The organism is Delftia sp. SD018 (genome assembly GCF_017355445.1).
Classification (GTDB): domain Bacteria; phylum Pseudomonadota; class Gammaproteobacteria; order Burkholderiales; family Burkholderiaceae_C; genus Comamonas; species Comamonas acidovorans.
The window spans coordinates 1-24,182 of sequence record NZ_JADDRN010000033.1; the positions used below are offsets into that span (position 1 = coordinate 1).

General features: G+C 64.1%; 24 protein-coding genes and 2 pseudogenes. 13 read left to right on the forward strand and 13 right to left on the reverse strand.

Annotated elements, in window-relative coordinates:
* Positions 1–151 precede the first annotated feature (151 nt).
* The 5 genes from INR38_RS24705 to INR38_RS24725 all read right to left on the reverse strand — a co-directional run bounded on the left by INR38_RS24705 (position 152) and on the right by INR38_RS24725 (position 4,827).
* Positions 152–865, reverse strand: coding sequence for an ABC transporter ATP-binding protein (locus INR38_RS24705; protein WP_207443869.1), 714 nt, complete (start codon positions 863–865; stop codon positions 152–154).
* Positions 865–1,659, reverse strand: a complete 795-nt coding sequence (locus INR38_RS24710; RefSeq protein ID WP_207443871.1) for an ABC transporter ATP-binding protein — start codon at positions 1,657–1,659, stop codon at positions 865–867. Before INR38_RS24710 ends, INR38_RS24705 begins: the two co-directional genes overlap by 1 nt.
* Positions 1,656–2,618, reverse strand: a complete 963-nt coding sequence (locus INR38_RS24715; protein WP_071956278.1) for a branched-chain amino acid ABC transporter permease — start codon at positions 2,616–2,618, stop codon at positions 1,656–1,658. Before INR38_RS24715 ends, INR38_RS24710 begins: the two co-directional genes overlap by 4 nt.
* A 2-nt stretch (positions 2,619–2,620) precedes the next feature.
* Positions 2,621–3,541, reverse strand: coding sequence for a branched-chain amino acid ABC transporter permease (locus INR38_RS24720; RefSeq protein ID WP_013801787.1), 921 nt, complete (start codon positions 3,539–3,541; stop codon positions 2,621–2,623).
* Between the two features lie 110 nt (positions 3,542–3,651).
* Entirely contained in the window at positions 3,652–4,827 is a 1,176-nt protein-coding gene (locus tag INR38_RS24725; RefSeq protein ID WP_180319217.1) for an ABC transporter substrate-binding protein, read from the reverse strand.
* Between the two features lie 197 nt (positions 4,828–5,024).
* On the opposite strand from INR38_RS24725, the gene INR38_RS24730 reads away from it, so the two are divergent.
* A complete protein-coding gene (locus INR38_RS24730) occupies positions 5,025–5,930 on the forward strand; it encodes an alpha/beta hydrolase (protein WP_207443873.1) in 906 nt (301 codons plus the stop codon).
* Positions 5,927–6,415: a MarR family transcriptional regulator gene (locus INR38_RS24735; protein WP_012206289.1), complete on the forward strand. Its 489-nt coding sequence runs from the start codon at positions 5,927–5,929 to the stop codon at positions 6,413–6,415. The genes INR38_RS24730 and INR38_RS24735 overlap by 4 nt, the downstream gene beginning before the upstream one ends.
* Positions 6,416–6,437: 22 nt before the next feature.
* On the opposite strand, the gene INR38_RS24740 is transcribed toward INR38_RS24735, so the two are convergent.
* Positions 6,438–8,063 carry a sensor domain-containing diguanylate cyclase gene (locus tag INR38_RS24740; RefSeq protein WP_207443875.1) on the reverse strand — a complete coding sequence of 542 codons (1,626 nt, stop codon included), beginning with the start codon at positions 8,061–8,063 and terminating at the stop codon, positions 6,438–6,440.
* Between the two features lie 476 nt (positions 8,064–8,539).
* Here INR38_RS24740 and INR38_RS24745 point away from each other — a divergent pair, with 476 nt between their 5' ends.
* Entirely contained in the window at positions 8,540–8,755 is a 216-nt protein-coding gene (locus INR38_RS24745) for a hypothetical protein (RefSeq protein ID WP_034395578.1), read from the forward strand.
* Positions 8,756–8,832: 77 nt separating this feature from the next.
* Here INR38_RS24745 and dbpA read toward each other — a convergent pair whose 3' ends face one another.
* Positions 8,833–10,233, reverse strand: a complete 1,401-nt coding sequence (dbpA, locus tag INR38_RS24750; RefSeq protein ID WP_207443877.1) for an ATP-dependent RNA helicase DbpA — start codon at positions 10,231–10,233, stop codon at positions 8,833–8,835.
* Positions 10,230–10,572 (reverse strand): annotated as a pseudogene (locus INR38_RS28820) (IS30 family transposase); the annotation flags it as partial. The gene dbpA and the pseudogene INR38_RS28820, both read right to left, overlap by 4 nt.
* A 229-nt stretch (positions 10,573–10,801) precedes the next feature.
* Here INR38_RS28820 and INR38_RS24755 point away from each other — a divergent pair.
* Entirely contained in the window at positions 10,802–11,296 is a 495-nt protein-coding gene (locus INR38_RS24755) for a hypothetical protein (protein WP_207443879.1), read from the forward strand.
* 1,167 nt (positions 11,297–12,463) lie between these two features.
* Here INR38_RS24755 and INR38_RS24760 read toward each other — a convergent pair.
* Positions 12,464–12,613: pseudogene (locus tag INR38_RS24760) on the reverse strand (IS5/IS1182 family transposase); the annotation flags it as partial.
* Between the two features lie 720 nt (positions 12,614–13,333).
* On the opposite strand from INR38_RS24760, the gene INR38_RS24765 reads away from it, so the two are divergent.
* The 3 genes from INR38_RS24765 to INR38_RS24780 all read left to right on the forward strand — a co-directional run bounded on the left by INR38_RS24765 (position 13,334) and on the right by INR38_RS24780 (position 17,485).
* Positions 13,334–13,627, forward strand: coding sequence for a hypothetical protein (locus INR38_RS24765; RefSeq protein WP_155737650.1), 294 nt, complete (start codon positions 13,334–13,336; stop codon positions 13,625–13,627).
* A 449-nt stretch (positions 13,628–14,076) separates the two neighbouring features.
* Positions 14,077–15,981, forward strand: a complete 1,905-nt coding sequence (locus tag INR38_RS24775; RefSeq protein ID WP_207443881.1) for a DUF1800 domain-containing protein — start codon at positions 14,077–14,079, stop codon at positions 15,979–15,981.
* Positions 15,982–16,036: 55 nt separating this feature from the next.
* A complete protein-coding gene (locus INR38_RS24780; protein ID WP_063325694.1) occupies positions 16,037–17,485 on the forward strand; it encodes a DUF1501 domain-containing protein in 1,449 nt (482 codons plus the stop codon).
* A 46-nt stretch (positions 17,486–17,531) separates the two neighbouring features.
* On the opposite strand, the gene INR38_RS24785 is transcribed toward INR38_RS24780, so the two are convergent.
* Complete coding sequence (locus INR38_RS24785) at positions 17,532–18,476, reverse strand: oxidoreductase (protein ID WP_242699181.1); 945 nt, start codon at positions 18,474–18,476, stop codon at positions 17,532–17,534.
* Positions 18,477–18,488: 12 nt separating this feature from the next.
* Positions 18,489–19,598 (reverse strand): SDR family oxidoreductase, encoded by a 1,110-nt coding sequence (locus tag INR38_RS24790; protein WP_207443883.1) that lies wholly within the window; start codon positions 19,596–19,598, stop codon positions 18,489–18,491.
* Between the two features lie 75 nt (positions 19,599–19,673).
* Here INR38_RS24790 and INR38_RS24795 point away from each other — a divergent pair, with 75 nt between their 5' ends.
* The 4 genes from INR38_RS24795 to INR38_RS24810 all read left to right on the forward strand — a co-directional run bounded on the left by INR38_RS24795 (position 19,674) and on the right by INR38_RS24810 (position 21,222).
* Entirely contained in the window at positions 19,674–20,063 is a 390-nt protein-coding gene (locus tag INR38_RS24795) for a MerR family transcriptional regulator (protein WP_207443885.1), read from the forward strand.
* An 18-nt stretch (positions 20,064–20,081) separates the two neighbouring features.
* Positions 20,082–20,228, forward strand: coding sequence for a hypothetical protein (locus INR38_RS24800; RefSeq protein ID WP_175403300.1), 147 nt, complete (start codon positions 20,082–20,084; stop codon positions 20,226–20,228).
* Between the two features lie 72 nt (positions 20,229–20,300).
* Entirely contained in the window at positions 20,301–20,855 is a 555-nt protein-coding gene (locus INR38_RS24805; protein WP_207443887.1) for a hypothetical protein, read from the forward strand.
* A 154-nt stretch (positions 20,856–21,009) separates the two neighbouring features.
* Positions 21,010–21,222, forward strand: coding sequence for a hypothetical protein (locus INR38_RS24810; RefSeq protein ID WP_051940928.1), 213 nt, complete (start codon positions 21,010–21,012; stop codon positions 21,220–21,222).
* Positions 21,223–21,307: 85 nt separating this feature from the next.
* On the opposite strand, the gene INR38_RS24815 is transcribed toward INR38_RS24810, so the two are convergent.
* Positions 21,308–21,742, reverse strand: a complete 435-nt coding sequence (locus tag INR38_RS24815) for a hypothetical protein (protein ID WP_065347522.1) — start codon at positions 21,740–21,742, stop codon at positions 21,308–21,310.
* A gap of 306 nt (positions 21,743–22,048) precedes the next feature.
* Here INR38_RS24815 and INR38_RS24820 point away from each other — a divergent pair, with 306 nt between their 5' ends.
* Together INR38_RS24820 and INR38_RS24825 are read left to right on the forward strand one after the other, a co-directional pair.
* Positions 22,049–22,462, forward strand: coding sequence for a VOC family protein (locus tag INR38_RS24820; RefSeq protein WP_207443889.1), 414 nt, complete (start codon positions 22,049–22,051; stop codon positions 22,460–22,462).
* Between the two features lie 175 nt (positions 22,463–22,637).
* Positions 22,638–23,825 (forward strand): PQQ-dependent sugar dehydrogenase, encoded by a 1,188-nt coding sequence (locus INR38_RS24825; protein ID WP_242699182.1) that lies wholly within the window; start codon positions 22,638–22,640, stop codon positions 23,823–23,825.
* 73 nt (positions 23,826–23,898) lie between these two features.
* Here the strand turns inward: INR38_RS24825 and INR38_RS24830 are convergent, their stop codons facing one another.
* Complete coding sequence (locus INR38_RS24830) at positions 23,899–24,132, reverse strand: hypothetical protein (protein ID WP_071956288.1); 234 nt, start codon at positions 24,130–24,132, stop codon at positions 23,899–23,901.
* Between the last annotated feature and the right edge of the window lie 50 nt (positions 24,133–24,182).

Below are 24,182 nucleotides of genomic sequence, written 5' to 3' on the forward strand. Positions count from 1 at the left end.
CAGGGCCGGATACATCCTGTAAATGTAAGCAATTGCCTATCTTGGATACAGACATGTATTTGAATGGCATGCCACCCATTTATCTTCAATGCCATTCAACCCTCCATCGCGCCTTGAATTTCGCCTTGAACCGCGAGTGCATTGCGCGTGCTCACACTCCCAAATACCGTTCCCACAGCGCTCTGTCCCCATCCAGCGCGGCCGAGTCTCCGCTCCACACGACTTTGCCGCGCTCCAGGATGAGGTGGCGGTCGGCCAGGCCCAGCAGGCGCTCCACGTATTTGTCGATGACCAGGATGGTCTGGCCGGCGGCGCGCAGCTGGGCCAGGCAGGACCAGATCTCTTCGCGGATGCGGGGGGCCAGGCCCTCGGTGGCTTCGTCCAGGATGAGCAGGCGAGGGTTGGTGACCAGGGCGCGGCCTATGGCCAGCATCTGCTGCTCGCCGCCTGACAGCTGGTTGCCCATGTTGGAGGCGCGCTCGCCCAGGCGGGGAAACAGCGCGAACACGCGCTCGGGAGTCCAGGGCTCGGCCGCGCCGGGGCTGCCCGAATTGCGATGGGCCACAAAGGCCGTCAGGTGCTCACGCACCGTGAGGTTGGGAAAGCACTGGCGGCCTTCTGGCACGATGGCCACGCCGGCGCGGGCGATGCGGTCGGTGGCCGAGCCGGCGATGTCCTGCCCGGCAAACACCATCCGGCCGGCGCGCAGGGGTAGCTGGCCCAGCAGCGTGCGAAGCAGCGTGGTCTTGCCCATGCCGTTGCGGCCCAGCAGGGTGACGACCTGGCCTGCCTCGATGCGGAGATCCACGCCGAACAGCACCTGGCTGGGTCCGTAGCCGCTTTGCACGGCCTGCATTTCGAGCATCACGCGCCCTCCTTCACTTCTTCGTCGCCCAGGTAGGCCTGGCGCACATCGGCGTTGCCACGTATCTCGTCGGGCGTGCCGGTGGCGATGATGCGGCCGTAGACCAGCACGGAGATACGGTCGGCCAGGCGGAACACGGCCTGCATGTCGTGCTCCACCAGCAGCATGGCGGCGCGGCCGCGCAGGGACTCGATCAGCTCGGTCAGGCGCAGTGTTTCATCGGGGCCCATGCCGGCCATGGGTTCGTCCAGCAGCAGCACGCCGGGCCGCGCGGCCAGGGCCAGCGCGAACTCCAGCTTGCGCTGCTCGCCATGGGGCAGCGTGCCTGCGGGGCGCTGCAGCAGGCTGGCGTCAATGGCGCATTCGCGCGCCAGCTCGCGGGCCTGCTCGTAGAGCGCGGTCTCGGCCGCGCGCGGGCGCCAGAAGCTGAAGCTGCTGCCCGCATGCGCCTGCACGGCCAGCACCAGGTTGTCCAGCACGCTGGACTGCTTGAAGATGTTGGTGATCTGGAAAGACCGCGACAGCCCCGCCGCCACGCGCTGGTGGGCGTTGAGCGCGCTCACATCGCGCCCCGCCAGCACCAGCGTGCCCGCATCGGCCGCCAGCGTGCCGGACAGCAGATGGATGAGCGTGGACTTGCCCGCGCCATTGGGGCCGATCAGTGCATGGATCTCGCCAGGCGCCAGCGACAGCGAGACATGGTCGGTGGCCAGCAGCGCGCCAAAGCGGCGCACCAGGCCCTTGGCTTCCAAGGCCGGGGTGGGAATGGAGATAGGGTTGGCCTCGCCGCTCATGCCTGCCTCCCGCGTGCGGGCCACAGGCCCATCAGGCCGCGCGGCGCACCGAACACAACGCACAGCAGCAGCAGGCCCAGCGGCAGGTGCCAGTACTCGGTCCACATGCGCAGCACTTCCTCCAGCGTCAGCATGACGATGGCGCCGGCCACGCCGCCCCAGCGCAGGCCCACGCCCCCCACCAGCACCATGATCAGCAGGTTGGCCGACTGGGTCCAGTGCATGAGGCTGGGGGAGATGAACAGGTTGTGGTTGGCCAGCAGCGCGCCCGCCAGCCCGGCCACGGCGCCGCTGAGCACAAAGGCTGCCAGCTTGATGCGGTAGACCGGGTAGCCCAGCGACTCCATGCGCGACTCGTTCTCGCGCACGCCCTGCAGCGCCTTGCCGAAGCGCGAATCCACCAGCCGCCCGAACACGGCCATCAGCACCGCGAACAGCGCCAGCACCACGTAGTAGAAAGAGACGTCGTGGCCCAGGTCCAGCCCGGGCAGCACGGAATGGCCGGGCAGGTTGAGCCCGTCCTCGCCGCCGTACTGGCGCAGCGAGATGAAGATGTAGAACAGCATCTGCGCAAAGGCCAGCGTGATCATGATGAAGTACACGCCGCGCGTGCGCAGCGACACGGCGCCCGTGGCGGCAGCCAGCAGCCCGGCCAGCAGCGCGGCGGCCGGCCAGGCCACGAGGGCCGAGGTCACGCCGTTCATCGCCAGGATGCCCACCGCATAGGCCCCCGCACCGAAGAAGGCCGCATGCCCCAGCGCCACCATGCCGCCATAGCCCAGGATGAGGTTCAGGCTGGTGGCGGCCAGCGCGTAGATCAGCACGCGGCGCACGAAGGAGATGTAGAAGTCCAGCCCCAGCGCCGGAGCCACCAGCGGGAACACCGCCAGCGCCAGCAGCGCGAGTACGGTCCAGAAGAACCGGGCCTGGAACCTGCCTTGCAATGTGCTGTGTTCCATGCTCAGCCTCGCGCGGGGAAAAGGCCGGAAGGCCGGTACACCAGCACCACCGCCATCAGCACGTAGATGGAAATCGCCGCCAGCGTGGGCCCCACGCTGGATGCCACGGCCGGGGAGAACACCTGGCGCAGCAGCATGGGCAGAAAGGCCCGCCCCGCCGTATCCACCATGCCCACCAGCAAGGCGCCAACCAGGGCGCCGCGTATGGAGCCTATGCCGCCGATGACGATGCACACCAGCACCAGGATGAGGATTTCTTCCCCCATGCCGACCTGCACCGAGGTGATGGGCCCCAGCAGCGCGCCCGCCACCGCCGCCAGCATCGCGCCCAGCGTGAACACGCCCAGGAACAGCAGCGGCACGCGCACGCCCATCAGCGTGGCCATCTGGCGGTTGGAGGCCCCTGCCCGCACCAGCACGCCGGCGCGCGTACGCGTCACGAACCAGTACAGGCCCAGCGCGGCGGCCAGGCCGAAGACGATGATCATCAGCCGGTAGGCCGGGTACATCAGATCGGGCAGCAACTGCACCGGGCCGGACAGCGCGGCCGGCATGTTGAGCATCACCGGCGCCGGGCCCCAGACCATCTTGACCAGGTCATTGGCAATGAGGATGACGGCATAGCTGCCCAGCACCTGGGCCAGATGGTCGCGCACGGCAAGGCGCCGTATCAGCACCAGCTCCAGCACCACACCCGCCACGCCCGTGGCCACGGCCGCCACCAGCACGGCCGCGGTGAACGAGCCCGTGCGCTGCATGGTCTCGGCCGCCACATAGGCGCCCGCCATGTACAGCGAGCCATGGGCCAGGTTCATGATGTCCATGATGCCGAACACCAGGGTCAGCCCGGCCGCGATCAGAAACAGCATCAGCCCGAACTGCAGGCCATTCAGCAATTGCTCCAAGAGCAGCGTCCACGTCATCCACACGCCCCCTGCCGCAGGCGCAGTGGCCCGCGCGCGGTCAACAAATCATCCGGCTTTGAAAATCAAGATCAAGGCACGCCGCGCCCGACGGGGGCGCGGCGGCGGGGTCACATCCTGCAGTCGTTGACGTAGACGTCTTGATATTTATCGAACACCTTGCCCACCAGCTTGTTGGTGATGCGGCCGCTGCCGTCCTTCTCGATCACGCGCTGGTAGTAGGCCTGGATGGGATAGTGGTTCTTGCCGTACGTGAAGGGGCCGCGCACCGAGGCGTAGTCGGCCTTCTCCAGCGCCTTGACAATGGCCTGGCGGTCCGAGGCCTTGCCGCCGGATTGCTTGACCGCCGCATCCATGGCCATGATCACGTCATACGCCTGGGCCGCGTAGACCGAGGGGTTGCGGCCCTTGTACTCCTTGCGGAAAGCCTCGACGAAGGCCTTGTTCTGCGGCACGTCCAGGTCATGCGCCCACTGCGCGGTGTTGACCATGCCCAGCATGGGCTCGCCCACGGCCTGGATCACGTCCTCGTCGGCCGAGAAGCCCGGGCCGATCAGCTTGACGCTTTGCGACAGCCCCGTGGACACGAACTGTTTGACGAAGTTGATGCCCATGCCGCCCGGCAGGAAGATGTAGACCGCATCGGGCTTGGCCGCGCGGATCTGGGCCAGCTCGGCCGCGTAGTCGATCTGGCCCAGCTTGGTGTAGACCTCCTCGCCGGGCGCGGTCTTGTAGCCGCGCTTGAAGCCGACCAGCGCATCCTTGCCCGCCGGATAGTCGGGCGCCATGATGAACATCTTCTTGAAGCCACGGTCGGCCGCCAGCTTGCCGGCTGCCTCGTGGAAGGCATCGTTCTGGTAGGAGGTGCCGAACCAGAACGCATTGCACTGCGCGCCCGCGAACTGGCTGGGGCCGGGGTTGTTGGACAGGTAGGGCACCTTGGCGCCGAACAGCGCCGGGCCCACGGCCAGGGCCACGTTGGAGCCGATGGGGCCGGTGAAGAAATCCACCTTGTCGCGCTGTATGTAGCGCGTGACCAGCTGGCGCGCCTGATCGGGGTTGCCGCCCATGTCGGTCTGCAGGAACTCGGCCGGCTGGCCGCCCAACTTGCCGCCCAGCTGCTTGATGGCGAGGTTGAAGCCGTCACGCGCCTCAGCGCCCAGCGCGGCAAACGGCCCGGAAATATCGTTGGCGATACCGACCTTGATGGTGTCCGCCTGCGCGAGCGCGGGAACAAAGGCAGGGGCCAGGGCCGCTGCGGCCAGGAAGGGGGTGAGGAAACGCATGCTGCTGTGCTCCTTGCGCGGGCCGCGCGGATGGCAATCGGTGGTGAGGCAGTCTTCCGTCACGCTGGACGGGAAACTCTGTAAGGGCTGGAACGGTTGGCGCGGGTCTTAGTTTAGGTTTAAAGTATTTTGCAGAACAAGTCTGGGACTTGTACCAATACCTGCCATACAAACCATTTCGCGCCATCTCCGTTCCAATGCCCGCACTCTACCGTCACTACGACCGCGCCGGACTCGATGTCCAGTACAACGCCCGCGCGACGGTACCCGACATCACCCCCATCATCAAGGCCTATGCCGACGACAGCCGGGCCGCGCGCCAGAGCCTGCCCTGCGCGCTGAACGTGGCCTATGGCGATCATGCCGACGAGCTGCTGGACATTTTCCCGGCAGCAACCGGGGCGGCAGGCGCCCCTGTTCTCTTCTTCATCCACGGCGGCTACTGGCGGCTGCTGTCCAAGGACGACTCCAGCAGCATGGCGCCCACCTTCACGCGCGCCGGCGCCGTGGTGGTGGCCCTGAACTACTCGCTGGCGCCCGCCGTCACGCTGGACCGCATCGTGGACCAGACACGCCGCGCCCTGGCATGGGTGCATGCCCACATCGCCCGCTACGGCGGCGACCCGGGCCGCATCCATGTCTGCGGCAGCTCCGCCGGCGGCCACCTGGCGGGCATGCTGCTGGCCGGTGGCTGGCATGCGGACTACGGCGTGCCCGAAGAAGTGGTGCGCGGCGCCGCACCACTGTCGGGCCTGTTCGACCTGCGCCCGCTGGTGCACACCCACATCAACGAATGGATGCGCCTGAGCGAGCAGGACGCCATTCGCAACAGCCCCGCTCTCCTGCCGCACGGCGCGGCCTGCCCGCTCATCGTCAGCTACGGCGAGAGCGAGACCGATGAATTCAAGCGCCAGAGCGACGACTACCTGGCCGCCTGGAACCAGCGCCGTGGCCTCGGTCCATCGTCAGGCCAGTACGTGGCCATGCCCGGCACCAACCATTTCGACATCGTGCTCACCCTGAACGACCCGGCCAGCCCGCTGACGCGCGCCATCCTCGCGCAGATGGGCCTGAGCGCCCCCACACCGCAGAACCAGCCATGACCCACGCTCCCGACCTGGAGTCGCGCGCCGCGCCCGACGACCACCATGCGCTGCGCCTGTGGCTGCGCATGCTCACCTGCTGCAATCTCATCGAAGGCGAGATCCGCAACCGCCTGCGCAGCGAATTCGACACCACCCTGCCCCGCTTCGACCTCATGGCCCAGCTGCAGCGCGCGCCCGAGGGCATGAAGATGGGCGAGCTGTCGCGCCACATGATGGTGACCAACGGCAACATCACCGGCATCACCGACCAGCTGGAGAAAGAGGGCCTGGTGGTGCGCACCAAGGTGGAGTCCGACCGGCGCAGCTCCGTGCTGCACCTCACCCCGCTGGGCCGCAAGACCTTTGCGCGCATGGCCAAGGCGCATGAGTCCTGGGTCATGGGCATGTTCGGCGACATGCCGCAGGCCAGCCGCAACGACCTGTACCAGGCGCTGGGCGACCTCAAGCAGCAGGTGGTGGCCCACCGCTCGCCCACGGACTGAGCGCGCGCAGACCCAAGCCCATTCAGCCCTGCACGCAGTTGCGCCCTGCGGCCTTGGCGCGGTACAACGCACGGTCGGCCGCCTCCACCAGCGCCACGGCGGCACCTTGGGTGGAGCCTGGTGTCGCGCTTTGGGTCGCGCTTTGTGTCGCGCCTTGGGTGGCGCCAGCCTCATCGCCCTGCGCCGTGGCCACGCCAATGCTGGCCGTCACATGGCCAAAGCGGCTGATGCGGTGCTCCAGGGCCAGGCCCTCGATGCGCGCGCGCAGCCGCTCGGCCACCTGCTGCGCGCCGGCCTTGTCGGTATTGGGCAGCACCACGGCCAGCTCTTCCCCGCCATAGCGCGCCGCCATGTCGCCGGGCCGCTGCACCGCCTGGGCCAGCGCGCTGCACACGGCCTGCAGGCAGGCATCGCCCGCCACATGGCCGTAGGCATCGTTGTAGCCCTTGAAGTAGTCCAGGTCGATCAGCAGCAACGACAGCGGCGTGCCCTCGCGCGCAGCGCGACGGGCCTCGCGCTCCAGCACCTCGTCAAAGCGGCGGCGGTTGGCCAGGCCCGTCAACTGGTCCTGGGCGGCCAGCACCTCCAGCCGGCGATTGGCGTCCAGCAATTCCTCACGCGCGCTGACCAGGGAGCATTCGGCGCGCGAACGCAGCCGCATCGCCGCCGTCAGACGCCAGCCGATCAACGCAATCGCCAGAAACAGTCCCAGCACCACGGCCAGCGTCAGCAGCGCCTGGCGCCGCCAGGAGCTCAACGCCTCATCGCGGCCCAGGGCCACCGTGGTCACCAGCGGATAGCGCTCGCTGCGCAGGAAGGCATAGATTCTTTCCGTGCCATCCAGGGCCGAGCGAAACGACGCCGTGCCCGACATGGCCCCCACGTAGTGGCGCAGGAAATTGGGCGACTGCGAGAAGTCCCGCCCCAGGTCCTGCTCGCGGAACGGGTGGCGCACCAGCAACTGCCCGCCCGGCGTGCTCAGTGCAATGGCCCCCTTCTCGCCGATATCGATCTTGCCGAACAGCCGCAGGAAATTCTCCACACCCAGCGCCACCACCACCGCGCCTGCAAACTGGCCCTCGGCGTCCGTATAGCGCCGGCTGATGGTGATCACCCATTCGCCCGTGGAGCGGCTGCGGATCGGCGGCCCGATGTAGATGCCTGACGATGCGTCGTCACGGTGGTGCGTGAAGTAGTCCCGGCCGGAGCTTTCCGATCCTTCGGGGAACGCCCCCTTGGACGACATCAGCCAATGGCCCTGCGCATCCACGATCAGCAGCTCGTTGAGCTGGTTCAGCAGATGCTCCTGCCGGTTGACCAGATACAGCACCCGCTCCAGGAGCACGGGGCTGGTGCCATCCACCTCCAGCCGCTCGGCAATGCCCAGCAGCAGCATGGAGCTTTGGGTGATCACGCCCTCGGCATAGGTGTTCAGTGTCTGGGCCAGGTTGCGGTTGCTGGTATCGACCTCGGCCAGCGTGCGCTGGCGCGCCGCCACCAATTGCCAGACCGTGGCCGCAGAAACCGACACGAACACCACCACCAGCAACCAGGCCACCAGGCGGGCATCACGCTTCACGGGCCGGCCTCTGCCCCCGCACCAGGCCTTTGTCCACCAATCCCTCTCCATCACATGCACCTGCGCCATCTCGGCAGTCCTGCTGCCGTCCGATCTTGGGTTTTCTGCGTCCGGCTCAGCACCTGGGCAGCGTCTTTGCGCGGGCGCTTCCGACCTTGACCCAAGTCAAGCCGGAAAAACCCGCGAACCCGGTATTGTCCCCGGCTTCGGAAAAATCGGCCCGACGGGTTGGGATTGGGGGGTGCTGCCGGCTGGGTAGGCAACGTATTTGCGATAACATTTCGCCGTCCCTCAGCGGACACGGGCTTGGCGGCCCGTACACAGGCGCAGCAGCCGCCCGCTCTTGATGGTGTGCGGCTTTCAGTTTTCCCAGTGCTGCGCTGGACATGGCTTCATTTCAACGCAGCCATGCGAAACATCCATGCACAGGAGCCGCCATTGACCGACACCACCCTCCCCCGCACAGCGCATGCTGGCGCGCCAGTTCTCATTCCTGTCTCAAGGCACCAGCAGGTCGTGCTGGCTCATCGCTGAAAGGGGCAGGCATGTACTACCCGATTGCCGAGGAAGAGCTGCAAGTGGTTCAGGATTGCATGCAGCAGATATCGCTGCTTGTGGACTTGGGCTGCGGGATTTCTGCCGTGCAGACCACGGTCGGGACTGAAGCGTTGTTGAGCTTCTTGATTGCACAGCGGGAGGCGCTGCAGGGGGCTGTTGAGGCGGTGCAGGCCCGGGAGGTCATGAGGGGGCCTGCGGGTTAGGCAGGACTGCTTGAAGGGGCGGAGCGCGTTCAGCCAAGTGCAGACATTCGCACGCCGACTGATGCGCCTGAAACCCCTCAATCCTTGAGCAAGCGCGCCTTCACCGTTCGCCCCTTGATCTTCCCGCTATTGAGCCGGGCAACCACGTCATGGGCAATCTTGCGGTCCACGGCCACATAGGTTGCGAACTCGTTGATGTCGATCTTGCCCACTTGCTCGCGGGTGTAGCCCAGGTCTGCGGTGAGCGCACCCAGCACGTCGCCCGGGCGGATCTTGTCCTTGCGGCTGGCATTGATGTGGATGGTGGCCTTGGATGGCAGGAGCCGGCCGCCGGGAGCCGGTGTCAGTTCGTCCAGCGGGTACCAGACGGATGGGCTGCCTTGCATCTGTTCGATGTTTCCGACCGCGCCCATTTCGTCCATCGTCGCGAGACTCAGGGCCAAACCTTTCTGGCCGGCGCGGCCTGTGCGGCCGATGCGGTGCACGTGCACTTCAGGGTCGGGCGTGATGTCCACGTTGATGACGGCGCCCAGATTGGTCACATCCAGCCCGCGAGCCGCCACATCGGTGGCGACCAGCACGGAGCAACTGCCGTTCACGAAGCGCACCAGCACCTGGTCACGATCACGCTGCTCCAGATCGCCGTGCAACTCCAGCGCGCTGTAGCCCTGGGCCTGCAGCAGCTCGGCGAGGGCCCGGCAGCGCGCCTTGGTATTGCAGAAGGCCAGCGTGCTCTCGGGCCGGAAGTGCTCCAGCAGGCGAGCCACCGAGGGCAAGCGCTCTTCCTTGTCCACCTCGTACCAGCGCTGCTCGATCTGCTCGCCACTGTGCTGCGCGGCAACTTTGACCGTGACCGGGTCAAGCATGAAGCGCGCGGCCAGCTTGGCGATGCCTTCAGGGTAGGTGGCGGAGAACAGCAAGGTCTGGCGCTGTGGGGGGCACTGCTTGGCGACTTTGGCGATGTCATCGACGAAACCCATGTCGAGCATGCGATCCGCTTCGTCGAGCACCAAGGTGTTCAGCGAATCAAGGTTCAGATTGCCCCGATCCAGGTGATCGATCACACGGCCGGGCGTGCCGACGATCACGTGCGCGCCGTTCTCCAGGCTCGCGTTCTGGCCGCGCAGCGGAACGCCACCGGACAGGGTCACAACCTTGACGTTGTCTTCCGCACGCGCCAGGCGGCGAATCTCGGTCGTCACCTGATCGGCCAGCTCGCGGGTGGGGCAGAGCACCAGGCCTTGTACCGAGAAATTGCGCGTATCCAGCTTGGCCAGCAGCGCCAGGGCAAAGGCTGCGGTCTTGCCGCTGCCGGTCTTGGCCTGAGCGATCACATCCTTGCCTTCAAGCGCAGGGGGCAGGCTGGCGAGCTGGATCGCCGTCATTTCAAGGTAGCCGAGCCGCTCAAGATTGGCGAGCGTTGCAGGCGAAAGCGCAAGTTTGTCGAAGGAATTGGGGGAAGCCGAGGGAGGAGTCATGGGGGGCATTTTAAAGTTGGCGATTTCAAGACCGAAGCGCAACACATGCCAGCATGTGCAAGAAGACGGCCAGCGGGGGTGTTGAAGCCATGGATAGCACGAGATCTGCAATTGAGGCTGTCGACGATGGCGTCCAGGTCGTCCTGGCTGCACACGCTTAGATCAGTGCCCTTGGGCAGGTACTGGCGCAGCAGGCGTTGATGTTCTCACGGGTGCCGCATTGCCAAGCGCTGTGCGGATAGCAGAAGGGCACCCTTACGCCTCACCCACGTGGCGGCGGCCAGCCTGCCGGTGGTTGCTCATCTCCTTGTTTTGGTCGTACGTGAAGCTCTTGCGCATCGGGTCCGCGACATAGGATGCGCTCTCAAGCTGGCACGTATCCGGCTCGCGATGGGTGGCGCCCAATGCTGACTGTCGACTTCCCGGTGCAGTCAAGAATTCACCCTCCCGGCCACAGCCATCCATACGCCCGGGCCGGTAAAATCGGGCCTGTAGCGGACGCCTGCTCTTAGCCTCCAGCTAGCAAGTATTTATCAAACAAGAAAACCGAGGAAATATGCGACGTAGCTTGTACACGCTAGCCTTTCTATGCCTTTTTATGGGGGCAACTAGCGTAAGTGCTGAAGTTGTCGAGCTTCAGAATGTGAAGATTGAAGTACCCACCGGCTGGACCACGATGCCTTCCGCCAGTACTCGCTCAATTCGGCTAAGAGGACCAGGTGGCAAGGTTGAGATTACCGTTGTCGTTCACAACCATGGCGCGTCGTCGGATGGTGATATCGAGCAACTTGCCAAGCGCTTTTCGGAAGCCGAAACACAAGCTTTCGCAAGGACTGCAAGGGAAAGCGGCCTGTCAGTTTCACATCAGACTGCGAACGTCGGCAAGGAAGCCAGCCGTTGGCAACTGAAAAGCTCGCGCGGTCTGAGTAACGGCATGGAGCTTCGTGGGATTACTACCTTTGAAGCGGGTCGCGCCATCTCCATCGGTGCCGAATCGAAAAGCGCAGGACAATCCGAATTGGACATTGCAGTTCGGCTTGTAGCGAGCCAGATTGGCACTTGAGCGATAGCTTGGCGACGCCGAAAAGCACCGCAAACCCCTCGATTGAACGGCGGCTTCCGAGAGCATCAGACAGTCGCTATGGGTCGAAACCACCAGTACAGATGGCGGGAAAGCGGTCGAGGGCGTAGCAAATGCCAGAGCGTGTTATGCACTTTCAAGTACCCGCATTGGCTCTGCGCGCTGAGCGCCTGCGCGCAGAGCCAGCCCGAAGGGAAAGCCGGGGGCACCTAGCCGAGCAAGGGGCCAGGCTTTCGCGGGCACCTAAAAGTTCACAACACGCTCTAAGTCACTGAAGCCCTGTGACCAACGTACACCGGACAGCCATCGTTGCAGCAAATCCGGCCCACGAGCTGAACAGCCGCTCCTGGCGAGCAGCCTGAATGCACTTGGCCGCATCCATCGCCAGCAACCGCTGCAAAGCCGACGCCGGGAACCTCCCAATGAACGCACGAAAAGGGTCGATACGAGCCAACCGGGACACGCGGAATCGGTCGTTCAAGCTGATACGCGGCGAACCGATCAATCGACTGGCTACTCCCAAGGATGAAGCGGTCGTTCAAGACCGTCGTATGCGCCTGGCGAACTCATCTGCACCATTCGAGACCGCTCGCATGTCTTGGAGAAGTGGGCCGCCACGGCGCCTTCGGCAGAATGGCGTCTTGCAACAGAAGCGAAGCTGCCCATACGAAGATGACCAACTGCCTATACGAAGTTCCAGTACGTGTGCTCAATCACGAAGGCTGCGGGCTGCCAGAAGAGTTTGCGGGTGCTGTGATCACTTGCTATGTATCAGCATCTGACCCATTGTCGGCGGTCAAGCGCGCCAAGCTAGCAGTCGAGAAGCTCAGCTAGGTATTCGATGACTTGGCATCTGACCAAATTCGAGAGCTGGACATCGGCGGATGGGACAAGTACGTTCGTCAAGCTTGGCCTGAAGCCGTTGCCGATATGCCGCTGCAGAGCGAGCTTCCAGCCCTTGTCGAGCGTGGCGTTGTCCTCTTGGGTCCAGTAATAGGATTCTTGAATCGTTAGGGACGGTCTGCACAACACACGCATTAACGAACGGATGCGCTGAACTCATTGCTCCGCAATACGGCCGAAGCCTGCTCCTTCTCATTTCACGTGCCTGCATCACCGGATTGGCGACCCGCTTGACCTGACCGCGCCACTGGTGCCGCGCACCGGATGAACCCAGCCAGATTCAACGTCCACTCTGATGTGGCACTTCATGCCGAAGTAACACCGCTGCCCTTTGTGGCGTTGCTTCATCTGCGGGTCGCTTTCGCCACTGCTGTTCTTGGTCGAACTGGGCGCGGCAAACCGGTCAACGCAACACACTCATCAAACATCTCAGCAGATGTTCTGAACCCCAGCGTCTTCCTGGGACGCTGGTTCAACTGCCTTGCAATCGCATCTGGTAACGGTACATGCGGGCCCTCAATGTGTTCAGGTCCCAGACGCACTTTCGGGCGCGTCAGCCTCGGCAAGAAGGAACACCTTTGTACCAATAGGAACGTCTTCCTTCCGAAAGTCCTTCGGAAGAAGAATGGGGGCCGTGATGACAGCGGGGCGTGGTCGAGGCCCAAAGTTCAGCATCTCCAGCCCGCAGATGTGCGTATCCTGCACAGTTCCATCTGCCAGTCCCAGACAAATCGGCGTTCCAACCTTCACGGATGGCCCACCGGTTGCCGCAGCAGGGCCAGGTACCAGGATGCACCCACGTCCTGTGATCTGGAAGGCATCTTCAACGATGAATAGAAGGTTCACGGCCTTCGATGGTACGCGTGAAACTCGCACTAAGCGCTTGCTTCCTGTACGAAGCTGCTTGCAGAGGCTGGAAGCGGACCGCGAGCCAGCTTTACCGTGCGATGGGCGATGGGCTCAGGCCATCGCTCACATCACTCAGCGCCGGCCTTGAGCGTTCAGGTAGACAATCCATGAGTCTAAGTTCGGCATCTAAAAGACCATCACAGCAACGGAGCCACCAAACGGATAAGGTTCCACCTCACGATTACCAAGACGCCGGAAGACAAACCAATGATTGCCAACATTTTTCTCATCAGCATCATCGTTGTTGCCTTGGTTTTATTTTCCAGAGATCGCTACAACCACCGACGCGCTCTCAAGGTTGAGACAAGTTGGACATGCTTTCGATGTGGTGTCGAGCTTGGCCCCATGCAATCCGTTTTCATCAAAGTCGCCGGGGCAACCGCAGGAACCAAGGCCAGAGTCTGCGAGCGCTGCGCAAAGCGCGACGTTCACATTTGGTGGACTATCGCAGCAGCATTGGGAATGCTGTTCGTCATCACGGTTTTCTTTTTGCTTGCCTAAAATTCGCTGAATTCCGAGGCTGCTGCACGGCAGGCTTTGGCGTGAGACACGCGCAAGACTGCCCAGGGTCGGACACAGACTGCAATGCCCGAGCCTGCGGCAACTCGGAAATCTCTGCCGTGTAATGTGGAGAGCGCCGTTCCTGGCCCATGCTCCAGGACTGTGTTGCCCAGCTTGCCCCGTGCGGGCCACACGCACGGCGCCCTTCCCAAAGCGGCTATTGATAGTGTCCATGGCACGCATCACCCTGCTGCGGACCCAGGCGAGACCCATGCGTATTTGCCCAACGCCGTGTTTCTGCATGCCGCCCCTGCAACGCATAACATCTTGACACGCTTTAGGACTGCAAAGTGTCCACTCACATCCGAAATCCTTGGAACACTCTGCGCCACGCGCCGAAGAGCGAGGCAGTTCATTGCCACGCCCCGGCCACTGCCTGAAAGCCCGCAATGCACCCCACCCCACAGGCTGCAGCCTCCACGCTGCAGCCGCCCGACCGCGCGCCCGCGAACTCCTTGCCTGCCTGCGCAGAGCCCGGCCATCTCGGCCACGAAACCAGGAGTTCCTTGATGCCCCCCGCCATGGCCGCCTCCCTGGCGGCCGCGCTGCTGGTGGCCTGCGGAGGCGGTGGGGGCGATACGGCACCCGGTACCGGCAATGGAGGCAACGGCGGCACGGGCACCGGCCCTGGCGGCGGAACCGGTACCGGTACGGGCACCACGGCCACCCCCGCCAGCGACGAGGAAGCCGCGCGTTTCCTGCTGCAGGCGCAGTTCTCGGCCACCGACGAGGAGATCGCAGCGCTGCGCGCCAAGGGCTACGGTCCCTGGCTGGCCGAGCAGTTCGCGCTGCCCGTGGACACCACGGGCACGGCCTGGCTGATGCAGCGCGGCTACGGCGTGGCAGAGGCCGGCACACGCTACGACAACGTCTCGTATCCCTCCGACTTCATGCTCTGGAGCCAGCTTTTCACGGAGCGCGACGCGGTGCGCAAGCGTGTGGCATTGGCGCTGTCGGAGATCATGGTGGTCTCCACCACCGGGCTGGAGCAGCCGTGGAGCATCTTCCTGGCCTCCGGCTACTGGGATCTGCTGAACCAGCACGCCTTCGGCAACTTCCGCACGCTGCTGGAGGCCGTCACGCTCAGCCCGGCCATGGGCATCTACCTGAGCACGCGCGGCAACCAGAAGGAAGACGCCCGCAGCGGCCGCCAGCCCGACGAGAACTACGCCCGCGAGGTGATGCAGCTGTTCACCATCGGCCTCTACCGCCTCAACCCCGACGGCACCGAGCAGCGCGACGGCAGCGGCAACCGCATCGACACCTATTCGGCGGCCGATGTGAGCAATCTGGCGCGCGTCTTCACCGGCTACGACTACGACACCAGCAAGAACCAGCCCACCAACCTGAGCGGCAGCACGGTGACGGGGCTGCAGCAGGCGCTGCTGCCCATGGCCTTCAACGCCGCGCGCCATTCCACGCTGGCCGCCACTTTCCTGGGCACCACCGTGGCTGCGGGCACGTCAGGGCCAGCGGCGCTGAAGGCGGCGCTGGACACGCTGTTCAACCACCCCAACGTCGGGCCCTTCATCGGGCGCCAGCTGATCCAGCGCCTGGTCACCAGCAACCCCAGCCCCGCCTATGTGGGGCGCGTGGCCGCCGCCTTCGCCGACAACGGCAGCGGCACGCGGGGCGACCTGCGCGCCGTGATCGCCACCGTGCTGCTGGACCCGGAGGCGCGCGGCGCTGCAGGGCTTGCCAGCCCCCAGTACGGCCGCCTGCGCGAGCCCATGGTGCGCTTCGTGCAATGGGGCCGCACCTTCGGGCTGCGGTCGGCACGCGGCACCTGGAAGATCGACAACCTGAGCGACCCGGCCACCCGCCTGGGCCAGAGCCCGCTGCGCTCGGGCTCGGTGTTCAACTTCTTCCGCCCGGGCTACGTGCCGCCCTCCACCCCCCTGGCCACGACGGGCCAGGTGGCGCCGGAGTTCCAGATCGTCACCGAGACCAGCGTGAGCGGCTACCTGAACTTCATGCAGAACGTGATCCGCTTCGGCTACTACGTGAACGCGCCAGACCTGCCCCAGGGCGGCAGCAGCGCGGCCAACGGCTTCGACATCACCTGCAGCTACGCCAACCTGCTGCCCCTGGTGGCCGACGCCGCCGCGCTGGTGCGCAAGGTGGCACTGCTGCTGTCGGCAGGGCAGGTATCGGCCGCCACACAGGCGCGCATCGTGGCAGCGCTCAATGCCACGCCGGTGACGGCCACCAGCAACACCGCCACCCAGCTCAACCGCGTGGCAGCCGCCGTGCTGCTGGTGATGGCCAGCCCCGAATATCTGGTGCAGAAGTGACCGAGCAAGTGACAGAACAGGTGACCGAACGTCTGCAAAGCAAAGCGATATCGCCATGAATTTCATCGACCCCGCCCGCCACACGCGCCGCGCATTCCTGCGCCGCAGCACGCAACTGGCCGCCGCCGGTACCGCCCTGCCCTTCGCCCTGAATCTTGCCGCGCTGGGCGAGGCCGCCGCCTTCGAGGCGAACGACTACAAGGCACTGGTCTGCGTCTTCCTCTACGGCGGCTGCGATTACGCCAACACCGTCGTGCCCTACGACAGCACCCGCTACGGGCAGTACTCCGCCATCCGCGGCGGCAACAGCGACGGCACGGCCGGTGGCATTGCCCTGGCCCGCGCAGCGCTGGGCAATACGCTGCTGCAACCCCGCACGGCGCTGGCCGGTGGCATGCAGTACGCGCTGCACCCGTCCATGACGGGCCTGGCCGGCCTCTTCAACGCGGGCCGCGCTGCGGTGCAACTGAACGTTGGCCCGCTGCTGGTGCCGCTCACGCGGGCCCAATATGCCACCGGCGACCGGCGCAGCTACCCGCTGCCGCCCAAGCTTTTCTCGCACAACGACCAGCAGTCGGTCTGGCAGTCGCAGGGCGCCGAAGGCTCCACCGTGGGCTGGGGCGGCAACCTGGGCGACCTGGCGCTGTCGTCCAACGCCACGTCGCTCTTCACCTGCATCTCGGCCACGGGCAACGCCGTGTTTCTCTCGGGCGACCAGGCGCTGCAGTACCAGATCAGCCCGGGCGGCGCCGTGCCCATCAACGCCGTCAAGGGCGCCAACGTCTATGGATCGACCGCCGTGCGCGGCCTGCTGAGCGAGCTGGTGCAGACGGCCGGCAGCCACGCAATGGAGGCCGAATACGCCCGCGTCACGCAGCGCTCCATCAGTGCCGAGGGGCAGATCTCTTCGGCCCTCTCCAGCGGCAGCCTGTCCACCGCCTTCCCTGCCAGCAACCCGCTGGCCGACCAGCTCAAGGTGGTGGCCCGGCTCATCGCCGGACGCAACGCGCTGGGCACGCGCCGGCAGGTGTTCTTCGTCTCGCTGGGCGGGTTCGACCTGCACGACAACCTGATCGCCAACCAGCCGCAGCTGCTCGACAAGGTAAGCAGTGCCATGACGGCCTTCTACAACGCCACGGCCGAACTCGGCGTGGCCGACAAGGTCACGGCCTTCACCGCGTCGGACTTCGGCCGCACGCTGACTTCCAACGGCGACGGCTCGGACCATGGCTGGGGCAGCCACCACTTCGTGGTGGGCGGCGCGGTGCGTGGCGCGTCCTTCTATGGCGCGCCACCGCCCATCAGCGTGGGCAACGGCAGCGGCAGCGAAGACCAGTGGCATGTCGGCCAGGGCCGCCTGTTGCCCAGCACCGCCGTGGACCAGTACGCCGCCACCCTGGCGCGCTGGTTCGGCGTGGCCAATACCGAGCTGGCGGGGGTGCTGCCGCACATCGGCAACTTCGGCGGCTCGGCGTATCCCATCGATCTGGGGTTCATGGGCTGAAGCCTTGCTTTGGCGATCGCGGGCTTTGTGGTCAAGGCACGAATGATCAGCCGGGGCCGTCGCTCGCTGCGGCGAGAAGCGGCACCAGGACATCACCAATCGGTGTCGGAACTCCGCGTGCCCGGCCGCGGCGCGCGATGACACCGTTGCGGATATCCCATTCGAGCGGCCGGCCTGCTTCGCGATCCGCCAGTATGGACGTGCCCATGTCGGCCGGAAATGCCTGGAACTTGTCGAGGATCGCCTGCGGGACCTCATCGCCCAGTTCAGCACCTTCGGCGCGTGCCACGGCCAGGCACTCCCGCAAATAGTCCAGAGTGAGCTTAGAGATGTCGTGCCGGCCGAACATGCCTGAGCGGCGATGCGTGAGCGCCATGAGCCCGGCCGCTGCGTTCTGCAGCAGCTTTTGCCACGCCAGGGATTTGAAATTCGAAACCAGGTCTACCGAGCATCGGGTGCCTTGCAGTGCCTGCGCGACCACGAGGGCCGCAGCCTCGTCAGGCAGGCTGATCCGGGCGTCGCTGCGCAGGAGCACCGACCCGTCGGGTTGCGCCTGTGCAGGGAACCACACGACTGCGGGAACGATTCGCCCCTGTGGGCACAGCGGGGTGACACTCTCCACCTGCTCAACCCCGTTTTGCAGGACACACACGACGGTTTGCGGACCGCTCAACGCCGCCAGCCAGTGCGCGACCGCAGCAGTTTGAGTCGCCTTGACCGCGAGAAAAACGAGGTCCGCCGGACCTTCGACGTGGGCCGGATCCGTTCTGACCGGGCCGGGAATCACGATGCGAAGACCGCTGCCGTGCAGCGTCAGGCTGTCGCGCGGCGAACGACCGCACAGCAACGGCGTGCGACCGACTTCATGCAGCGCAGCAGCAACCGTTGTCCCGATTGCCCCGGGCCCCAGCACCGCAATGCGTGGATGGGTTGGTTGATTCACTGAAACGAGCTCCTTGATTTTGGTGCGCAGCGGCAACTCGGGCACCATTGAAAGCGGTGATTATGATGTTCTGTGCAGCGGAGGGGCAAGTCGGCAGGCCTTGCCTTTTGGAATGCAATATGAGTTGACATATATTGCAGTATTCCTCAACGACTGGCGCATATCCGGCTTTGTGATTCCGTGCCTTTGGGCAAATTGCTCCACTTCCGTCGTGTCAAAACGGGTCGTCTGGATAAAATCCAAGGCCTCGGCGCTGGTATTCAAAAACCTCGCAATGGGACGAATACCCAAAAGCCATTTCAGCAATCGCAGCGGAATATGATGCCCGGGCGCCTTCAGCCCAAGAGGTTGTGCCACCTGCTTCAGGAGCTCCTGCAAGCCGGGACTCTGGGCATCGAGGGCCAGCAGGTCCTGGCCCACCATGGAAGGATCAAAGGCGCAACCCGCCACCAACTCGACCAGATAATCCACAGTGACCAGTGGCAACCAGTGCGCGGCAGTACCGGGTACTGCAGCCAGCTTTCCCTGCACCAGATTGCGTATCAGATCCACCAGCGGCTGGCCATCCGCGATATGCCCCGTGCGGCTATGTCCGCAAACCGTGGCGGGGTGTACAACGGTCATCTCTCCACCCTTGGCATTCATGAAGCCGAGGGTCGCGAAATGCGCCTCCAGTTTGCTCGCCTCGTAAGCACCGACTTGGCGATAGATGGCAGGCCAATCCGTCAGCTCCGGATGGCCGGGATCAATCCCCATGCGTTGCAGATGTTCATTGTTTTTCAGCATGTAGCCACCAATCATCACCAACCGGCTCTCTTGTTCGGCCGCCAACTGCGCCACACGCCTTGCCCCTTCCACATTCACTGCACGTGCATGCTCCATCGAAAGGCCCCAGGCGAAGTGGGCTCCCAGATGGAATACGACCTTGGCCTGCCGCAGGACCTGTCTATCCGCATGGCTCAGACCAAGGTTTTCTTGCTCCAGATCGCCGGCTACGGCAAAGACGCGGGCTGCAACGCCCCCCAAACCATCGACCTGCTGGCGCAGTTCAGCGAGGCGCTCCGGGCGACGCATCAGCACCCGAATGATGTGACCTTTCGCGCTCAGGTACGACAGCAAATGCTGGCCGATGAAGCCCGTCCCTCCCGTAACAAAGCACTCCACGCTCATTTTTCTGCTCCTTGGCACGATGAAAAAACCAAGTGTAGACTGTCGACTCAACTCTACAGTCAAGCGATTTTTTCCATGAATATCGGGGAACTTGAGGTCCGCAGCGGCGCCACGCGCCATACCTTGCGCTATTACGAGAAAATCGGCCTTATTTCACCCTTGCGGCGAACCAACAATTATCGCGTTTACACACCGCAAACCCTGCAAGACCTGGACTTTATCCAGCGGGCACAAAGCATGGGATTTTCTCTTGGGGAAATAGGCGAAATTCTGAATGCTCAGAGAAACAAGTCAATAGATTGCGCCGGGAGTGCAAGACTGATTGAAAAGAAGATGGCGGAAATCAAAAAGAAAATCACTGACCTCAAAAGCATTTATCGGTATTTGGATGCGGAGCGCGCAAACCTTGAAGCCAGTGCGGCCAGGCAACTTGAGCTTAAGCGACTCAATGACTTCTCCAATTAATTGGACGGGAATCGGAGAATGGATGTCACCACCTTGCTGGTGCCGCTGTGTGCGGTGAGCCAACTGACGCGCCGGCTGATTTCGGTCGGAATGGCCTTTGTGAACATCGGCTATCGGCATGTCCTGGCACTGTCCACAACCTGCCAGTGCCGCCTCGTCCTGTAGGTCACCTTCTGGTCCAAATACGCATCACCCACGTCGTGCGAATTCCACCGGTTGATGCGAAGGAAGAATCCCATGATGAATCCTCGAAATCTTGTCGGACGTAATGGGTTGCGGATGTGTGCTGCGGCCGCACTGTTCACCGTGTCGTCCATTTTTGCTGTGGTGGCGGCTGCCGAGGATGCTCGGACCCGGCGGTTGACACTTTGGGAGGCGGTTGATGCACTTGCCGCGCAAGTGCCATTCAGCCAGCGAAATATCGAGGCAACCCTTTCCCTTCCACTTCGTGAACGTGACGTGCCGGGCAACCCGCTGTCGAATTTTTTCGAGGGTGCAGGGCTTCGCCTTCGTGACAGCCAGCTGGTTTTGAACGTGGATTTGCGAGTGAGGAAAGACGATCCGCGGTTTGCCGTGTTGGTTCTGGACATCGCAGGCGGCTGCGTCAGGATTGCCGACGTGCGTGCTCGTTACGGAACGTTGGAAATTACCGGCTCCCCTCGTGGGCATTCACTGGAGGAGTCGACTTGGTTTTCGTCGGCTCAGCGATGGGGCGAGCTTTCGTTTGGCTTCAAGGAACGCAATCCCGACTGCCTGGCGCAGATAGTGCTTAAAGCGACAAAGCCCGCCTGAGGACGCATGCTGAACGTAGCAAGGCAGCCAAGACCAATCACTCTCCCGCACGGCAGAACCTAGCTCGATGACAAGAACCAGACCCCGAAAAATCCCGCTGGCCACCCTCGAAGAGGCAGCGCGGCTCGCAACCCGAACTGCGCTTGAGCCATTCATGCGCATTCCCGACGGTGTCGAGCTGACGTTGGGAACGTTCTGGGAGGAAGATGAGGTTGTTTTCGAGCTGTACATCGCGAAGGACCAACCCAGGGACGCTGTGGTGCTCACGCAGGCTCGTGTGAATCAGTATGACGGGCAGGTGCGGTCCGTCCGCGTTTTTGAGGAAGCAATGGCAATCATGGCGGCGAAGCGGAAGGCAAAGACTTAAGTCGTCCAGCAGCAGTCGCACCGTTCCATGCCCACAACGCACGTCCTTGAAGATGACGCTGCAATCTGAAAAGGATTCGCGTAACTCACCCTTCCCACTCGGATGCGCAGGCCACCTTGCCGGTCGGTGAATTTCGCAGACGGTTCAGGAAATCCAACTGGCTTCTGGCCGTTTGACTCCCCTTTGCGACGGCTTGCCGCAGCCAGTGAACTGCTTCGCAGCGATTCGCTTTCACCGCGGTACCGTACAAGGTTGGGCCTGCCAGAAGAACCCATGCCAGCGTTTCCTGCGCTTGTGCCTCGCCATCACGGGCCGCCTGGCGCAGCAACGCGAGCATGGGGGCGTAGTCACGTGCCGTCTGGGCTTCCAAGGCCAGTTGATATCGCTGTTCGGCGGTGGTTGCCATGTCGAAGGGCAATGGTGTCGCCTGCGCCAGCGCGCCAGCCAGAGTCGCCGCGATGAACAAGCCATTCCCTGCATGTCGTGCCAGTGCAGCCATCAGACGGAATTTGAATCGCATTTTTGTCTCCACTTGAACTGAGTGCAGCCATCGTCGTAGCAATCCCGATTACTGAAAATGCGGAATTTTCGAAGGCGCCCTCAGGACCACCCAGAGGCTGATTCAAGCTGACGTATCGACACAGTAAAGAACCTGCACAGGATGGACCTCACCGGGTTTTGAGGAGGCTTTAACTCTCAAGAACAAGCGCCCCACACCAGACACCCCCTTGATCAATCTCCCCCCTGGTGGCGCATGATCACCCTGGCGGCCGCGCTGCCCTGCACTCGCCGGTACGCAAGACACAACCACCCCACGGAGCCAAGCATGACCAAGTCCCTCTTCATCAGCCTCCCCGTGACCGACCTCGGCGCCTCCACCGCCTTCTACAAGGCCCTGGGCTTCAGCCAGAACCCGCAGTTCAGCAGTGAGGATGGTTCCGCCATGCTCTGGAGCGAGGCGATCCAGGTCATGCTGGTCACGCATGCCAAGTGGCGCACCTTCACGCAGCGCCCGTTGCCGCCGACCGGCTCCTGCGGGTTGATGCTGTCCCTGGCCCTTGAGAGCCGCGCCGCCGTGGATGCGATGAACGAGGCCGCCGCGGCCCATGGCGGGCAGGCCGACGTGAATCCGATGGAGGACCACGGCTTCATGTACACGCGCGATCTGGCCGATCCTGATGGACACATGTGGGCGGCGCTGTGGATGGACCCGGCGGCCATGCCTGCATCCGCTGGGTGAGCGAGGCTGAACGCGGCTGGACGCGGCTGGACGCCACTTCAGGCTTGCCGCGCAGATAGCCCGGAATTCGGCGGTGCATTCGGCGGTGCGGCGGTGATGCGCGGATACTGTCCCGTCCCCCACTGCGGAGCAAAGCATGCGATTGCCGAAGTCTGGACTCATCCCCTGGTTGCTCATGGCTGCAACCCCTGTGTTGGCGCAGATCAATGCGGGAACCCTGCCTGCCACTGCATCGCCCCCGTTCAAGGTCACCAAGGTCGCGCAATTCGATCTGCCCTGGCGCATTGCCTTCCTGCCGGACGGGCGCATGCTGGTCACCGAGAAGGTTGGCAAGCTGTTTCTCGCGGCCCAGGACGGGCAAAAGCTCGAAGTCACCGGCGTGCCGCCCGTGCTGCATGAAAACCAGAACGGCCTGCTGGGCGTCTACCTGGCCCCTTCGTATGCGAGCGACGGGGCCATCTACCTGACCTATTCGGAGCCCGGAGAGATCCGCGGCACGTCGAGCCTGGCGCTTGCGCGCGCCACGCTCAGGATCGGTGCCGGCACCGCTGCGCTGGAAGACCTCAAGGTCATCTGGCGCGACCCCGTCAAGGGCAAGGGCGGGCAGGTGGGTGCCGCCGTGGCTTTTTCGCCGGACCAGAAGTTTCTGTTCCTCACGGCCGGGGACCGGCAGCGCTTCACGCCTGCCCAGGACCCGAATCAGCCGGCCGGCAAGATCCTGCGGCTGACCTTGGACGGCAAGCCCGCGCCCGGCAATCCGATGCAGGGGCAGACCGGCGCAACGTCGGTTCCGGTGATCGATCCGCCCAAGGACACCGAAGCCGCCAAGACCGCGCCGGTGTTGCGTACGTTTGTCTTCGATGGTCCGAATCTGACGCCGTCCGAGACCTGGTCCACGGGGCATCGCACGCCCTACGGCCTGGCGTTCGCACCGGATGGGCGTCTTTGGGAGCTTGAGCATGGGCCGCGCGGCGGCGATGAGCTCAACCTGATCGAGCCGGGCAAGAACTATGGCTGGCCGCTGGTTTCCTATGCGGTGAACTACAACGGCGTGCCCATTGCCAGCCCGGATACGCGAACGGACCTCACCAAGCCCGTGATCTACTGGACGCCTGTCTTCGCGCCGGGCAGCCTGATGTTCTACAGCGGCGAGATGTTTCCGCAGTGGAAGGGCTCAGCCTTCGCGTCCGGCCTGCTGACCCGTGCCCTGCACCGGATCGAGGTGAACGGCGCGAGCGCCACGCCTGCCGAGCATTGGACGGTAGGCTTTCGTGTCCGCGACGTGGCGCAGGCGCCGGATGGTGCGCTGTGGCTGATCGAGGACGACCGCAAGGGCGGCTTGTATCGGCTCACACCGAAGTAGGCAGCTGGGGGATGGTTGCCGCGCTGGGCATGGCCTGCGGACAGAGGCCCGGCGCTGGCAGCGCCACCTGCCATCAAAGGCTCAGGTCCATGCCCAGCATGGTGGCCAGGCCGAAGGTGAAGAGCAGCACGCACAGCAGCAGCAGCGTGAAGATGGCAACGATCTTGCCGCTGGCAATGAGCAGCTCACGCCGGCTCGCCCCCTTCTTCTTGCCCTGGTCGTAGTGCCACTTGATGGCGAAGAACATGGCCGTGCCGAACACGAGCACCTTGAAGGTGACGAAGACTATGGGGACCCAATCGATCATTTTGAGAGCTTCCAGCCAATGACTTGGCACTGTCCATGGTGAGGAGCCTC

Bases quoted from the DNA above. Each gene is read 5' to 3' on its own strand.
- INR38_RS24705 (WP_207443869.1), bottom strand. From the start codon at position 865: ATGCTCGAAATGCAGGCCGTGCAAAGCGGCTACGGACCCAGCCAGGTG.
- INR38_RS24710 (WP_207443871.1), bottom strand. From the start codon at position 1,659: ATGAGCGGCGAGGCCAACCCTATCTCCATTCCCACCCCGGCCTTGGAA.
- INR38_RS24715 (WP_071956278.1), bottom strand. From the start codon at position 2,618: ATGGAACACAGCACATTGCAAGGCAGGTTCCAGGCCCGGTTCTTCTGG.
- INR38_RS24720 (WP_013801787.1), bottom strand. From the start codon at position 3,541: ATGACGTGGACGCTGCTCTTGGAGCAATTGCTGAATGGCCTGCAGTTC.
- INR38_RS24725 (WP_180319217.1), bottom strand. From the start codon at position 4,827: ATGCGTTTCCTCACCCCCTTCCTGGCCGCAGCGGCCCTGGCCCCTGCC.
- INR38_RS24730 (WP_207443873.1), top strand. From the start codon at position 5,025: ATGCCCGCACTCTACCGTCACTACGACCGCGCCGGACTCGATGTCCAG.
- INR38_RS24735 (WP_012206289.1), top strand. From the start codon at position 5,927: ATGACCCACGCTCCCGACCTGGAGTCGCGCGCCGCGCCCGACGACCAC.
- INR38_RS24740 (WP_207443875.1), bottom strand. From the start codon at position 8,063: ATGGCGCAGGTGCATGTGATGGAGAGGGATTGGTGGACAAAGGCCTGG.
- INR38_RS24745 (WP_034395578.1), top strand. From the start codon at position 8,540: ATGTACTACCCGATTGCCGAGGAAGAGCTGCAAGTGGTTCAGGATTGC.
- dbpA (WP_207443877.1), bottom strand. From the start codon at position 10,233: ATGACTCCTCCCTCGGCTTCCCCCAATTCCTTCGACAAACTTGCGCTT.
- INR38_RS24765 (WP_155737650.1), top strand. From the start codon at position 13,334: ATGATTGCCAACATTTTTCTCATCAGCATCATCGTTGTTGCCTTGGTT.
- INR38_RS24775 (WP_207443881.1), top strand. From the start codon at position 14,077: ATGCACCCCACCCCACAGGCTGCAGCCTCCACGCTGCAGCCGCCCGAC.
- INR38_RS24780 (WP_063325694.1), top strand. From the start codon at position 16,037: ATGAATTTCATCGACCCCGCCCGCCACACGCGCCGCGCATTCCTGCGC.
- INR38_RS24785 (WP_242699181.1), bottom strand. From the start codon at position 18,476: ATGGTGCCCGAGTTGCCGCTGCGCACCAAAATCAAGGAGCTCGTTTCA.
- INR38_RS24790 (WP_207443883.1), bottom strand. From the start codon at position 19,598: ATGAGCGTGGAGTGCTTTGTTACGGGAGGGACGGGCTTCATCGGCCAG.
- INR38_RS24795 (WP_207443885.1), top strand. From the start codon at position 19,674: ATGAATATCGGGGAACTTGAGGTCCGCAGCGGCGCCACGCGCCATACC.
- INR38_RS24800 (WP_175403300.1), top strand. From the start codon at position 20,082: ATGGATGTCACCACCTTGCTGGTGCCGCTGTGTGCGGTGAGCCAACTG.
- INR38_RS24805 (WP_207443887.1), top strand. From the start codon at position 20,301: ATGATGAATCCTCGAAATCTTGTCGGACGTAATGGGTTGCGGATGTGT.
- INR38_RS24810 (WP_051940928.1), top strand. From the start codon at position 21,010: ATGCGCATTCCCGACGGTGTCGAGCTGACGTTGGGAACGTTCTGGGAG.
- INR38_RS24815 (WP_065347522.1), bottom strand. From the start codon at position 21,742: ATGCGATTCAAATTCCGTCTGATGGCTGCACTGGCACGACATGCAGGG.
- INR38_RS24820 (WP_207443889.1), top strand. From the start codon at position 22,049: ATGACCAAGTCCCTCTTCATCAGCCTCCCCGTGACCGACCTCGGCGCC.
- INR38_RS24825 (WP_242699182.1), top strand. From the start codon at position 22,638: ATGGCTGCAACCCCTGTGTTGGCGCAGATCAATGCGGGAACCCTGCCT.
- INR38_RS24830 (WP_071956288.1), bottom strand. From the start codon at position 24,132: ATGATCGATTGGGTCCCCATAGTCTTCGTCACCTTCAAGGTGCTCGTG.